This window comes from Mycoplasma sp. AC1221 (assembly GCF_054353815.1).
Window position 1 is genome coordinate 67,328 of sequence record NZ_JBTHHH010000002.1, and the last position, 15,192, is coordinate 82,519.

Consider the following 15,192-nt stretch of genomic DNA (forward strand, 5'->3'; position numbering starts at 1 on the left):
ATTGATAACATTATTTAACTATTTTATTTAGTATATTTTATAAAGGCAAGATTCCACTCCACCAATATATTATTTTCTTTTAATATTATTTTTGTTTTACTAAAAAATCATTGGTTTCTTTAAAGTTTAATATACTTTCAAATTCCACACTATAATCCTTTGGTATTTGAATAACTTCATAAATTAAATTTGATTTAATATCATCAAGTTTAGGTAGATCATATAAATATAACCTGCTTGAATTAAAACTGAATATTCTATCTGAAATTTCTGCTAATACAACTTCTTTGTTATTAGTTTGATATTTAATGGTTTGATACGGATAGGTTCAATGATATATATCGCTTTTTTTCATTTATAATACATATTTTAATACTAAAACATCAACTAAATTTTTAAATTGAGTTGATTTGTTTATATCTATTAAGTCTTTTTTTAATCTTATTTACTATATCATTGATTAATTTATTAAATATTGATAAATATAATTTATTATTAACATCATATAAATTTAGATACTTTAATATCCTCGGTTTATAATCTCAATTGTTTATAAATTTTGATGTCAGTTTATTTTCAATAACCATTTTACTCCATTTTTTAATTTTAAATTGATAAGGTAGGTTTTATTATATTTAATTATTTACCTTAATAAGATTTCATCCTTTTTTAACCTTATCTATAATTATAATAACATAAAAAAGTGAAATTACAAAATTTTTTATATTTGTTATTAAAAAAAACCAAGAAATTTTACTTCTCGGTTTTTTTGCTAATGAACTATAAATTATCAGATGTTAATTCATCATACCTTGATCAGTTGGTAACAAAAAATGTTTTATTTCTAACCATTTCATTATCTTTATCAAACAATTGATAATTTTCGCTTTTAGGAACACTGATAAACAAAGCAATTGGACGATGTGAATTACGAACATTTTCGCTGTTAGGCATAAATCAATTAATAAGATATACTTTCTTTAAAATACTATCTAAATTAAAACTATAAGCATCGATATTCCTTGCATAATTATCTGTAAAATAATAATATACATTGTTATTATGCAGTAAATTTTCTAAGCTTGTATTTGCTACTAATTGAGCATATTCTTTAATTCGACCTACTTGATAAGAATTTAAATTATTAAAAACTATATCATCAATATTTGAAAGAGTACCAATTTTTTGAAAATTTTCTTTTATAGCTTCATATTTTTTGTATTCATTAACACTTGCTTCATCTTTTGATGTAGATAAACGATAAAAATCGTGTTTTTTATTAAGTTCATTTTTGTTTAAAAGTGATATATATTCATTTTCCTTTTGAAAATAAATTGCAGGATGATATTCATTAAAGAATGATAAATTATCAAAATTCTTTTTGCTTTGTGATCTAACTGCTTGCGAAAAATTACGAACTAAACTTTCGAATCTTTTCACTTCAGATGCAGAAAGAATTTTATCTAAATCAGACTGATCTCTTCCTTCGTTTTTTGCTTTATCATATGCTTTATATTTTGTAAGATTATTATTAAAGAATTCGTTATTTTCAGTTCTGATTTTCTTTTGTAAATCTAATACAGATTGAACAGGTGAAATTTTATCATTTTTACTTGGGGTTTGTTTATCAGTTCCACCAACCTTAATTTTTTCATCGTTAATTTTCCGATAACTACATGAAATAGCAGCCGATGTTGTTATTAAAGGCAATAAAGAACCTCCTGAAACCAAAATTTTTCTAACACTTTTTTTCATAATTATTTAATGTTTTTTAAACATTGCTCCATAATTGATATATATCTATATTATAGTCTTTTTTAGCAATTCAAACATTCTTATAATTTTTCTGGTATATAAATATTTCTAGTGAAAAAATAAATATGTTAATTTTTCACATATTTATACTTTAAATCAATTTTTAATTAATTCTTACTTCTTCATAGAATTCTAAAACATCATCTTCTTGGATATCATTAAAATCTTTTATATGTGTACCAAAGTCTTTACCTTTTACAACTTCTTTTGCATCATTTAATTCACGACGTAAAGTTTCTAGTTGTCCTTCGTGAATTATTTTTCCTTTACGATATACTTTTACCTTACATTTTTCGCGAACCACACCAGCATCCATCATACATCCTGCAATCTTTCCTACTTTTGAATAAAAGAAAACCTTGATAATATGTGCTTCACCGATCTTGCAATCTTCATAAATTGGTGCTTTTAATTCATCTAAAATACTTTGACAATCTTGAATTATCTTATAAATTACATTATGCTCAATAATACTAATATTTTGTGCCTGAGCATTTTGTTTCATATTTGATGGTGTTTTTAGGTTAAACACGAAGATTATAGCATTTGATGCTTGTGCTAGTAATAAATCATTTCCGCTTACAAACCCTGCAGATGCAGCAATAACCTTTATAATTGCTTCATCATTTTCAAGTCCATTTATTTGTCCTTTGATAGCTTCAGAAGTCCCGTGAACATCTGATTTAATTATAATATTTATTATTTTTTTACCATCTGAATTTGCATTTACTAATGATTTATCATGCAATAAATTCATTTTATCAGAAAAAGCCTTTTCGTTAGCTAATTTCTTTGCAAATTTTTCATCACTAAATCCAATAAATTTATCACCAGCATCAGGGGCATAATTTAATCCTGTTATAATTGCCGGCATACCTGGATAAACTTTTTTAATAGGATGTCCGTTTGTATCAGTTAAAGAACGAATCCTTCCATATTTAGAGCCAGCAACAATAAAGTCACCTTTATATAATGTTCCATTTTCAATTACTATTGTAGAAACTGCACCAGCACCTTTATCAACACGTGATTCGATAACTGTTCCAATTGGATATCGTTTTGGATTAGCTTTTAAATCTAAAAGTTCAGCAAGTAAGGTTATTTCATCAAATAATTGAGTTAAACCATCACCGTTTATTGCTGATCCATAAACTATTTGAGTGTCTCCACCGTATTCATTGATTACAACTTCATTATCTGCTAACTCTCCCTTCAAACGATCTAAATCCTTGTTAGGCTTATCCATTTTATTGACAAAAACAATAATAGGAACATTAGCTGCCTTTGCATGTTGAATCGCTTCTTTGGTTTGAGGCATTACACCATCGTCTGCTGCAACAACTAAAATAATAATATCAGTAATTTTCGCTCCACGAGCACGCATTTTAGTAAATGCTTCATGCCCTGGAGTATCTAAGAAAGTTATTTTTGCATTCTTATGTTCAATTTGATATGCTCCGGTATGTTGGGTAATCCCACTTGATTCGGTTGCGACAATATTCGATCGTCTTATTTTATCTATTAGGGTGGTTTTTCCATGATCAACATGACCCATCACAGTAATAATTGGACTACGATGAATTAAATCTTCTGGTTTATCTTCAAAATTTACTTCATCTAAAAAGTTTGATCCATCAACATTTGTTTCTTTTTGAAAGTCTAAATTATTTTCTAAACAAATTTCACCAATTTCTTCTTCGGATAAAATGTGATTAAGATTATACATCTTACCTTGTAAAAAGAATTTTTTGATTATGTCGTTTGCATTAATACGAGTAATTTTAGCAAAATCTCCGATAGTCATTTTACCTGTAAAAATAAACACTCCATCTTTTACTTCAGTTTTTGCTGTTTGTAGTTGTTGCTTTATTTCAGCAACATTACTAATCCGATGTGTTTTCTTTGACATTGATCACCTCCTGAATTTGTGATTCCAAGTCATCGTAAGTTTCTTTAGTGACATTGGTACGAAAGGTACGATTTAATGCTTTAGTTCTTCTTATTTTATTCCAATTTTCAAAAGATGGAATAAAATAAGCACCTCTTCCTTTCATATTTTGATTTTTATCTAAAATAACTGTATTTGCTTTGCGATTAAAATCAAAACGCAACATTTCCTTAACATTTACTATTTGGTTAGTCGCGATACATTTACGATTAAAGTTTTTAAGATTCTCATTCATCATCTAAATCATCAAAATTAATATCTGTATCTAAACCATAGTTCATTAAATCATTATCAACTTTAAAGTCTTTAATCTTCTTGTATTCAGTAATAACTTTTTTCTCTTTTTTAATTTGGTTTTTATTATTAAATTCTTTTGGTTTATCACTACTTTGCATACTATTTTGAAATTCTTCTATTTCTTCTTCTGCTGCAAAGTTAATATCAAATGATGAATTAATATCATCTACAAAATCATAATTATTTAACTCGCTATCAGATTGAATTTGGTTATCAACTTTTTCAAATAAATCATCAAACATACTTTCACTAGATTGTTTAATTTTATCATTTGTTTTTTGTAATTTATTTTTTTGTTGTGAATCAATAGTTTCCGATGTATTTTGTTTAGCAATTAATGAATCGCTAGTCTGCATACGCATTGAACTATAAAAGTCTGCTACATCTTTATCAAAATCATCCATTGAAATATTGATATCTTTAAGATATTGATTTGGTTTTGATTTTCTTGGTTTTTTATTTGTGTTAAATAACGATTTTTCTCTTAGAACAAATGTCTTTTTAACTTCTTTTAATTTAAATGGTATTTTTAGTTGCATCGCTTTTTCAACATCAACAACTTCTATTTTGGTTTCAGTTAATTTTGATGCTAAGTCAATATTTAATGCACTGCGACCAATTGCTGTTTTAAATTCTTCTTTTTCAACTACAGCATAGGCTTTTTGAGTTTTCTTGTGCAAAACAACATCAATTACTTTAGCAGGCGATAATGCATTTTTAACATATTCTAATTTATTTGCAGATCACCTTATAATATCTATTTTTTCTTTAATAATATCAGATACAGCAATGATGCGTTTGGCTCCCTCACCAAAAATTGAACCAACAATATCGTAGTTAAAGTTACGATTTGGATTAACTCTTACAGCAACCTTAGAACGAATTCCTGGTATTCTTTGCACCTTAACAATTTCGATATCTCCGCTACCTATTTCAGATATCTGAGTTTTTAAAGTTTCTTGGACTTGGTTTGGATCAATCATCGAAACTTCTAAAACATTGAGATTATTTTCTAAATTAATACCTTCTAATGTAACCTGTATATCTGAACCAGGATGTATCGGTTCAGAACGATTTAATTTATGTTTCGATAAGTAAGCTTTATATAAGCGATTATCTTCTAAGATTTCCACTAAAAATCCACCACGAACCATAGTTGATAAAACCTTAGCATGAAATTTTTGACCAATTTTATTAGCAAAAATATTGCTTATACGTTCTTTATCAACAAATTTTAACTCACTGCGAAACCCGTTTTCTATAGCAGCACGATGTTTTTTACTGATTCAACCAAAATCTCAAATTATATCAACTGTATCACCTGAATGAATATTCGGATTTAAAATTTTCGCTTCTTTAATATGAATAAATAATAATCTCTGTAAATCTGGTTCACTATTTTTCTCATTTATTTCTTCAAAAACAATTTCATCTGAATCATCTACTACTATAATATTATGCTTGATTAATGTGATAGTCTTATCTTCGTGATTAACTATAAAATCAATTTCTGCATCAGGATCTATATCTTTTGTTATAACTTTTAATGTTTCTTCTTTAAAGATATTTAAAATGGTATCAAAGTCAAAATTTTTAGATTCTGCATATGAGTTAATCATTTGATATAACTGATTTTTTTCATTTATTCTTTTGTCAATAACAATATTTTTATTTTCTGCCATATGTTCCTTAAAATTTAATATATAACTCTACTGAAGAAATATTATTTTTTTCAAATGATACTTTTCGCATCTGCCCTTTTTTATTTCATCTAACAAGTATTTTATCATCAAAAACTTCCAATAATGTGACTACAAAGATATTATGTGATTCATAACTTTTAATTGTTTTTATTTTTATTTCTTTATTTATATAACTTGTTAAATCATTGATATCTAAATCCGTTTTTAAACCCTTTGATAAAACTTCTAAATTATATTCATCTTTAAACCAATTTTGAGTGTTTAAAAACATTGAAACTTGTTTGGATAATTCTTCAACTTGCTTTAAGTCAGTAAACTTACTTGTAATTTCTAAAGTTTGTCCAAAATCATTTGAAACCATTTTTGCATCCAAAATATTATCACCAAATTGTTCAATTAAAATTTGTTTATAGTTCATTTGACTCCTTAAAATAAGAAAAGTTGCACTGACGTACAACTCCTTATAATTCATAAAAAAGAGAAGTTGTTATATTATAGCAGTTTATGATAAAAATTTATTATTAATTTAGATTTTTTATTTTATATTAATAAGATTAAAAAATTATTTATGATAAGTTATATTATTTTTAATTGTAAAACTTCGATATATTTGTTCAATAAGCATTATGCGAAATAATTCGTGTGGAAAAGTCATTTTGGAAAAATTTATCTTATTTTCAAAATATGATTCATCAACTCCGTTTGAACCTCCAATTACAAAAGTAACATTATCAATATCTAAAAACAAATTACCGAATTCTATTGAATCATATTGTTTTGCATTGGTAGATAAATAAAATACTTTTGAGTTTTTAGGTATCTTATCAAGGATTAATTGGGTTTCTTTTTTTATTTTCAAGTCAATATTATCATTTTTTTGTTCTTTGATTTCTATTAAATTAATTTTTGCAAAAAAAATAATTTTCTTGATATATTGTTTATAGATATCTTGGTATTCTTTTGATAAACTTCCAACAGCGATAATATTCAATTTCATTACTTTTTGCTACCTAAATAAAACATCAACATTTGTATATCAGTAGGATTTATCCCGGAAATCCGAGATGCCTGACCTATGGTTTGTGGTCGAATTGCTTCAAGTTTTTGTCGAGCTTCTGTTGCTAAATTCATCACTTTCTGATAATCTATATCTTTTGGTATTTTTAGTGAATCTAAGCGCGACATTTTTTGTGCTTGGATTTGTTGTTTTTTAATATAACCATCTAAACGGATAATGGTAGTAAGTTCATTTTTGAATTCGAAATCACCTAGTACTTCTTCTGCTTTAACATCTGGTCGGGCTAAAACTTTTAACATTGAAACTCCATTTTCTATTCCATATTTTTGTGCTAATTGTGACTTTGAAGATAAAAATTCTTCACTCAGTTGCTTTATTTTTGCATCTATGGTTTGATATTTTTTTAGTACATAATCATATGTTTGTTTAGAAACCAATCCGATTTGATAACCATATTTAGATAAACGTAAGTCAGGGTTATCATTACGCAATAACAATCGATATTCAGCTCTAGATGTTAACATTCGATATGGTTCTTTTGTTCCTTTTGTTACCAAATCATCTATTAATACTCCGATATATGCATCATCACGCTTTAAAATTAATGGCTCTTTATTTTCTAGATTTAATGCAGCATTTATTCCTGCAATTAATCCTTGTGCGGCTGCCTCTTCATATCCACTTGTTCCATTGATTTGTCCTGCTGTATAGAGATTTTTAATCACTTTTGATTCTAAGGATGGTTGGATTTGTAAGGGATTTAAAGCATCATATTCAATTGCATACCCTCATTTTTGGATGCGACAATTTTGTAATCCTGGTATAGTTCTTAACATCCTATCTTGCACATCTATTGGCATTGATGTTGACATCCCGTTTACATATATAATACTTCCATCAGCTGTTTCAGGTTCAAAAAAGATTTGATGACGATGTTTATCTCGAAAACGCATTACTTTATCTTCTATGCTAGGACAATATCTAGGTCCCACCCCTTCGATTAAACCTGAATACATAGCAGATTTACCAATATTTTCTTCAATTATTTTGTGTGTTGCATCATTTGTATAGGTAAGATAACATGAAATTTGTTTATCAAGTTTGATCTTAGAACGGTTTGAAAAAGTCAATATAGTATCTTCTAAGTCTTCTTTTTCTACTTGTGAAAAATCTATTGAATCGGCATAAATTCGAGCAGGTGTACCAGTTTTAAGGCGTTGAAGATGCAAACCCAATTTTTGTAGTGATAAACTAAGTTTTGGTGTAGTTTTTTGATTATCAGGTCCGGATATAGTAATTTCATCTCCACGTAAAATTCTTGAATTCATATATGTTCCAGTTGTGATCACTAACACAGTTGTTTTTATAACACTTCCATCTGATAAAACAACACCAACTACTTTTTTTTCTGAATCTGTTAAAACTTCTTCAACAACCGCTTCAATTAAATCAATATTTAGATGCTCATTTAGTGCTTTCGCAATAATATTAGAATATTTATCTTTGTCTATTTGAGCCCTTAATGCCCTAACAGCAGGACCCTTTGATTCATTTAACATCTTAATTTGAATCATCGCTAAATCTGAAAAATATCCCTGAATTCCACCTAATGCATCAATTTCACGAGTTATAATCCCTTTTGCAGGACCTCCAATCGACGGATTACAAGGCATCATCGCTAAACGCTTTAAATCAAATGAAATTAATGCAGTTTGATGACCTTTATTTCCTAGAGCAAAAGCAGCCTCCACACCTGCATGACCACCACCAATAACGATTGCTTGATAACTTTTTTTCATATTTACCTCTTTAATTTTTATTATATTAAAAATGTTATATTTTTTTAGCAAAATTTTTAATTTGTTTTGCTTGTGAATTAAATCTTAATATCTTTGTGTATAAATCCCTTTATTTTTTTTTGCTATATATAACATAAAAAAGAAAATAAATTTCTTTTATATAGCTCCAAAACAAAAATCGTTAAATTATTTTAATATTTAAAAATTCTGCTATAATAGCATAACCCATATATTTTTATATGGTTAGCATAAAGAGTATGGTAGTTGACAACGAAAACCATTGCCAACCGGTTTAATACACGGTGGAGAGTCAGGGGATGTATCCCAACATGCAAATGACCATCTTTATGCTCCTATTTAACTAATAAGGAGTTTTTTTTTATATGAGAAAATTATTTACCAGCGAATCAGTTGGAAGAGGACATCCAGATAAAGTCTGTGATCAAATTTCAGATGCGATTTTGGATGCTTATTTAACCTTAGATCCATATGCTAAAGTTGCAGTCGAAACAATGGCGAGTGGACACAACATCTTTATAGCAGGGGAAGTTAAAACAACTGCTGATATTGATGTTATTGAAATTGCTAAAAATATCTTAAAATCCTTAGGATATTACACTAACGAAACAAGTTTTATCACAGACATCCGACATCAAAGTCCCGACATCGCTCAAGGAGTTGAATTAGGTGATGAAATCGGAGCAGGTGATCAAGGGATAATGTTTGGTTATGCAACTAACGAAACCGATGTTTATATGCCACTTGCGATTACAGTTGCACATGAACTTGTCAGGGTGGCTGAAAAACTTAGAGTTAGTGGAGATTTTGTATGAGCAAAAGCTGATATGAAATCGCAAGTTACCTTAGATTACAGCGATCCCAAACATACAAGTGTTGATACAGTTTTATTAAGCATTCAACATTCAAGTAAGTATGTTGAATCCGAATTTAAAGATTATATAGTGCAAAAAATCATTTTGCCAACATTACAAAAATTTAATTTAGATGCTCCAAAACACATCCTAATTAACCCAACCGGACAATTTATTATCGGTGGACCTATTGGGGATACTGGCTTAACAGGACGTAAAATCATTGTTGATACCTACGGTGGAGCATCGCGACATGGCGGTGGAGCTTTTAGTGGTAAGGATGCTACCAAAGTTGACAGATCTGCTGCATATGCTGCTCGATGAGTGGCAAAAAATGTTGTTGCAGCAGGTTTAGCAGATAAAGTTGAAATCCAAATTGCTTATTCTATTGGAATAGCAAAACCTATTTCGGTTATGGTTGAGACATTCGGGAGCGAAAAAATCGCTAAAGAAAAAATTGAAAATGCAATTATTAATACCTTTAATCTCACACCAAAAGCAATTATCGAAGCGCTTGGATTAAGAAAACCAATTTATGCAAAAACAGCATATTTTGGACACTTTGGTAGAAATGATATCGATCTACCATGAGAGCGACTTAATAAAGTTGAAGAATTAAAACAATATTTAAAATAATTACCTAAGTTGACACTTTAAAAGACTATAATATTAAGAAAGGATTTTATGGCAAAGTTTATCGATGAAGTTAGCATATTATTGCAAGCTGGTAAAGGTGGAGATGGGATGATCTCTTTTCGTCGCGAGGCGCATGTTGATAAAGGTGGCCCAGATGGAGGCGATGGAGGTCGTGGAGGAAACATCTATTTTGTTGGTGATTTAGGTAAAAACACCTTGCTTAGTTTTTACAAAAACAAGCATATTACAGCAGAAGATGGTGTCAAGGGTGGCCCAAAAAATCTTTACGGTGCTAATGCTAAAGATACTTATGTCAAAGTTCCAATAGGAACCTTGGTATATAATGGGACGAAATTAATTGCTGATGTTATCAAAGCTGATCAAGCATATTTGGTAGCAAAAGGTGGAAAAGGTGGTCGTGGTAATAACAAGTTTAAAACCGCTAAAAACACAGCACCTAGAATTGCTGAAAACGGTATGCCTGGAGAAAAATACCAAGCACATATAGTCTTAAAAATTCTTTCTGATGTCGGTGTGGTAGGTAAGCCTTCAGCAGGAAAATCGACATTTTTAAATTCTATTTCAAATGCACATGCAAAAGTTGCAGAATATGAATTTACAACCTTAGTACCACAATTAGGAATGGTGCAATTTCATCAAAACTCTTTTACCGTTGCTGATTTACCTGGTTTAATTCAAGGTGCCGCATTAGGTAAAGGACTTGGAATTCAATTTTTAAAACACATCGAAAGATGTAAAGTCATCGCACATATTATTGATTTTGGTTCAGAAGATAAAAACCCGATTTTAGACTATGAAACTATTAATAACGAACTAAAATCATATAATTTAAAACTTGAATCAAAACCACAATTAGTTATAGCAAATAAATCTGATTTAGATGCTTTTAATGTGCATTTAAAATCTTTTAAGGATAAATATCCTGATGTTAAAGTTATTTCGATATCTGCAATTTTTCATCAGAACTTAGAAGTTGTTAAAGCTGCTTTATGAGAACTTATTTCAACTACTCAATTTCAGACAATTACTGAAGAAAATGATTCAGTAAAGGTTATAACTTATGAACCAGATTTTATTGTAAAAAATCCTTATAAAGGATACTTTGATGTTAGTGGAAAGAAAGTTGAAGAACTTTATTATAAAATTCCTATTAACACTTATGATAACTTAGTTCGCTTTAATAACATCCTTAAAAAAATCGGTGTATGAGATGAACTAATTCGTCGCAACATCCAAAAAGGTGATATCGTTGCAATTTATGGTTTTGAGTTCGAATGAGATGACCAAGAATAGGGGGTAATATGATATCTATGTTTAAGATTCTCCCGAAAAATCTGAAGAATCGGATTTGATTTGGAATATCTTTAATCTTATTAAATGTAATTATAACAATGTTTATTCCAATTTTTATTGCTCAATTTTTACCTCTGTTGATTAATAAAAGTGGAACATATCACATAGTACTTTTCAATCATATAATTTATCAATCTACAAATTTTTCTAATACATTAGGTCTACTTTTAGGTGTTACCTTAGGATTAATCGCTTTTTCTTCTTTTGTATCAATGATGGGTCTTTTAATCATTGTCTGATCAGGAGAAAGAGCATCAAATTTTTATCGCGATAAACTGTTTGCTAAATACCAAAAGTTATCATTAAAAGAAATTGCACAAATTACACCAGAAAGTCTTATCACTCGAATCAACGACGATGTTGCAGTCTTTTGAGAGTTTTTAGTTGGAGCAAGCACTACCTTAGTTAAAGCTCCTTTTTATATCATTGCTGGTTTAGTTTTTGCATTTTTAACTGATGTTCCTTTAACATGAGCGATTATTGCCGTAATTCCTTTGCTAGTTTTTGTAATGTATTTTATCTTTAAATTTGTTCGACCATTAATTGCGCAAAACCGTAAAAACTTGGATGCAATTACCAAAGAATCTGATGAAAACATCCTAGGAATCAGATTTATTAAAGCATATAACCTGCAAGAGCAACAATATAGCAAATATCAAAGAGCAACCAATAAATGAAAAGTTAATGAACGCGGAATTTTTTCACTCTTTTCATTAGCAATGCCAGCTTTTTTCTTTATTACTAACTTAATAATTATTATTATTTATGCTGTTGCATTTGTGACAATTCAAAAAAATTCAAATACTAATATCCCACAATTAATTGCTAAGATTAATACATTTATTGAATATGAATTTATTATCGCACTTGGTATCAGTAGTTTTAGTCAATTTTTAGGAACTTTTTTCCGCGCTCGTGTTTCTGCTAAAAGAATTTCATATGTCTTTAACTTTAAAAGTTCGGATAAAGTATTTCCAACACATCTTAATACAAATAACGATAAAAACAGCTACAGCATTGAATTTAAAAACTTGAATTTTAAATATTTTCAAACATCTGAAGATTATGTATTAAAAGATATTAATTTTAAAATTGATGCAGGTCAAACCTTAGGAATCATCGGACCAACTGGTGCTGGAAAATCTACCTTAGCAAGCTTATTGATTAAAAATATGCAATATACTGACGGAAATATTTTAATTGATAACCAAGAAGTTAATAACCTTGATACCAACCAAATCCGTAAAGATGTCGGGATTGTATACCAAGATGCTTTACTTTATTCAGGCAGCATTAAATCTAATCTACTTTTTGCTAAAGAAGATGCTAATGAACTACAAATTCAAAAAGCACTCGATTCTTCATGTGCAAACGAATTTGTTAATTCGTTTGCAGATAAACTTGATCATGTTGTAGGACAACGTGGCAAAAACTTATCCGGTGGACAAAAACAACGTCTTTCGATTGCTCGAACCTTATTAATTGAACCAAAAATATTAATTTTAGATGATTCTACCAGTGCATTAGATAACATTACTACTAAAAACCTTATTCATAATTTGTCAACAAATTATCAAACCACCAATATTATCATTTCACAAAAAATTAATTCTATCAAGCATGCTGATAAAATTATCGTTTTAGACAAAGGTAGAATCATTGGACAAGGCAGTCACGATGAACTCCTACAAACATGCCAATGATATGCTGATGTTAACTTTAACCAATTACAACAATAAGGAGCATAATGACTAAACATTCAAATTGACATGCTTTTAAGGTTTGAGTTTCTTTTATTAAAGAAGATAAAACCATTATTTATTGAGCATTATTGTTTTCTGTTTTAAATGCATTAGCTTATATTGGTGGAAGTTTTTTAATAGGATTTGTTATTAACCACTTTTTTGAACCTCTAGCAAAAGGTAATATCACTTTTGAAAGTATTTCTATCACACAGTTTGCTTTGACTCTTGCTGGATTAGGTGGATGTTATTTAATATATGCCATTTTTCGTTATTTAGAAAATAGCATTTATGCTAAGGTTGCCTTTTATGCAGCGGCAAGGGTGAGAAACAAATTAATGCATTCGCTGTTAGAAATGCCCATTGGTTATTATGATAATAATAAAACTGGGGACCTTATTTCAAGCTTAATTGTTGATTGCAATAACATCGCTTTATCGCTTTATCAAGGGCTAACCCAAGTTATTAATGCAATATTTAACATCTCGATTGCTATAATTGTTATGTCAATGGTATCTGTTTATTTAACATTAATTGTTGTTCCGTTTTCACTTTTGATGTTTGCATCGGTTGCAATTGTAATTAGACGTTCACAACCATACTTTATCAAAGTTCAAGAAGCATTTGGAGAACTTAACTCTTTTGTCGAAGAAATGTTAGCAAATACTAAGGTTACAAATGCATTTAACCGTCAAGAATTAATTAATAGTGAGTTAAAAAAGATAACCAAAAAAATTCGTCAAATTGCTTTTCGAGGTGATTTAATTACCAAGAGTCTTGAAACTATTTATTATGTGATTTCAAACTTAATTATCTTAATTATTACAGCCATTTCAGCAGTATTTTATTTATTTTCAGTCCCTGTTTTAGGTGTACCTGGGTTAGGTGCAGGGGTGGATGGAAAAGCAACTGCTGCATTAATTTTTACTTATACATCATTGAATTGAAACTTTATGGGACCTTTTCAAGCGGTATTAGGAACTGTATTTCAAGCACAAGTCGGAATTGCAGCAACTACCAGAGTTATCCGGATTTTAGATGCACCAATTGAATCACATCAAAATGAAAAAATCCGCATTGTTAAAATCAGATTTGATCAAAATGAGCAAAAATTCATTGAAACTAACACAAATGATCCATATGCCTTTGCAGCATATAAATATAATCAAAACAATACCATTAGTTATGCATCAGTGAAAGGAGAAGTTGTTTTTGATAATGTTTTCTTTAAATATAATCCAAATTCTTCTAATTACCAACTTAAAGGAGCTTCCTTTAAGGCTGAGCAAGGAAAAGTGATTGCGATTGTAGGACCAACTGGTGCTGGTAAAACCACAATTATTAACTTAATTTCAAAATACTATGATTACCAACAAGGAAGCATTAAAATCGATGGAAATGAACTAAAGGAAATCAATTCAAAAGACTTGAAAGACATCTTAACTATTGTGCTACAAGATTCATTTTTATTCAATGAAACTATTTTAGCAAATCTTAAAATGACCAATCCAAATGCAAGTATGGAACAAATTGAACAAGCAACCCAAATGACACAAGCACACCACTTTATCCAAAATATGGAAAAAGGATATCAAACACAAATTGAACATAATGGAATGAATATTTCACAAGGTCAAAGACAACTGCTTTCTTTGTCGCGAGCAATTTTATCAAATCGTAATATTTTAATTTTGGATGAAGCTACTTCGAATATTGATTCAAGTACTGAGCAGATTGTTCAAAAAGCAATGCTGCATCTGATGCAATATAAAACTTCATTTATTATTGCTCATCGACTTAGCACCATTAAACATGCTGATTTGATATTAGTAGTAAATGACGGAGAGATTATCGAAAGTGGAACACATGAAGAACTTCTAAATGCAAAAGGCTTTTATAATAATCTATATCGGTCACAATTTAGTAACTAATACAACCTATGGTTGTGTTTTTAATAATGTTTGTTTATACTAAAATTTGATATCATT

12 protein-coding genes are annotated in these 15,192 nt (G+C 29.0%); 4 read left to right on the forward strand and 8 right to left on the reverse strand.

Annotated elements, in window-relative coordinates; genetic code table 4:
• Positions 1-85: 85 nt before the first annotated feature.
• From ACXYRK_RS00605 to mnmG, 8 genes are all read right to left on the reverse strand, one after another.
• On the reverse strand, positions 86-355 hold the full coding sequence (locus ACXYRK_RS00605; protein ID WP_458614512.1) for a hypothetical protein: 270 nt from the start codon (positions 353-355) through the stop codon (positions 86-88).
• Between the two features lie 425 nt (positions 356-780).
• Positions 781-1,755, reverse strand: coding sequence for a hypothetical protein (locus ACXYRK_RS00610; protein ID WP_458607262.1), 975 nt, complete (start codon positions 1,753-1,755; stop codon positions 781-783).
• Between the two features lie 163 nt (positions 1,756-1,918).
• Positions 1,919-3,724 (reverse strand): translation initiation factor IF-2, encoded by a 1,806-nt coding sequence (infB, locus tag ACXYRK_RS00615; RefSeq protein WP_458617511.1) that lies wholly within the window; start codon positions 3,722-3,724, stop codon positions 1,919-1,921.
• The gene (locus ACXYRK_RS00620) at positions 3,699-4,001 is read right to left on the reverse strand and encodes a YlxR family protein (protein ID WP_435128521.1); all 303 of its coding nucleotides are present in this window, start codon (positions 3,999-4,001) and stop codon (positions 3,699-3,701) included. The genes infB and ACXYRK_RS00620 overlap by 26 nt, the downstream gene beginning before the upstream one ends.
• Positions 3,982-5,742: a NusA N-terminal domain-containing protein gene (locus tag ACXYRK_RS00625; protein ID WP_458617513.1), complete on the reverse strand. Its 1,761-nt coding sequence runs from the start codon at positions 5,740-5,742 to the stop codon at positions 3,982-3,984. The genes ACXYRK_RS00620 and ACXYRK_RS00625 overlap by 20 nt, the downstream gene beginning before the upstream one ends.
• Positions 5,743-5,749: 7 nt before the next feature.
• Positions 5,750-6,181, reverse strand: coding sequence for an LSm family protein (locus ACXYRK_RS00630; RefSeq protein ID WP_435128526.1), 432 nt, complete (start codon positions 6,179-6,181; stop codon positions 5,750-5,752).
• A gap of 144 nt (positions 6,182-6,325) precedes the next feature.
• Entirely contained in the window at positions 6,326-6,760 is a 435-nt protein-coding gene (locus tag ACXYRK_RS00635) for a 23S rRNA (pseudouridine(1915)-N(3))-methyltransferase RlmH (RefSeq protein WP_458607265.1), read from the reverse strand.
• Positions 6,760-8,580 carry a tRNA uridine-5-carboxymethylaminomethyl(34) synthesis enzyme MnmG gene (mnmG, locus tag ACXYRK_RS00640; protein ID WP_458617515.1) on the reverse strand — a complete coding sequence of 607 codons (1,821 nt, stop codon included), beginning with the start codon at positions 8,578-8,580 and terminating at the stop codon, positions 6,760-6,762. The genes ACXYRK_RS00635 and mnmG overlap by 1 nt, the downstream gene beginning before the upstream one ends.
• A gap of 383 nt (positions 8,581-8,963) precedes the next feature.
• On the opposite strand from mnmG, the gene metK reads away from it, so the two are divergent.
• The 4 genes from metK to ACXYRK_RS00660 are packed head-to-tail and all read left to right on the forward strand — an operon-like array spanning position 8,964 to position 15,135.
• Positions 8,964-10,088 carry a methionine adenosyltransferase gene (metK, locus tag ACXYRK_RS00645; protein WP_458617517.1) on the forward strand — a complete coding sequence of 375 codons (1,125 nt, stop codon included), beginning with the start codon at positions 8,964-8,966 and terminating at the stop codon, positions 10,086-10,088.
• Between the two features lie 48 nt (positions 10,089-10,136).
• The gene (gene obgE, locus ACXYRK_RS00650) at positions 10,137-11,402 is read left to right on the forward strand and encodes a GTPase ObgE (protein ID WP_458617519.1); all 1,266 of its coding nucleotides are present in this window, start codon (positions 10,137-10,139) and stop codon (positions 11,400-11,402) included.
• Positions 11,403-11,419: 17 nt separating this feature from the next.
• Positions 11,420-13,201: an ABC transporter ATP-binding protein gene (locus tag ACXYRK_RS00655; protein WP_458617520.1), complete on the forward strand. Its 1,782-nt coding sequence runs from the start codon at positions 11,420-11,422 to the stop codon at positions 13,199-13,201.
• An 8-nt stretch (positions 13,202-13,209) separates the two neighbouring features.
• Positions 13,210-15,135, forward strand: coding sequence for an ABC transporter ATP-binding protein (locus ACXYRK_RS00660; RefSeq protein WP_458617522.1), 1,926 nt, complete (start codon positions 13,210-13,212; stop codon positions 15,133-15,135).
• Positions 15,136-15,192 lie beyond the last annotated feature (57 nt).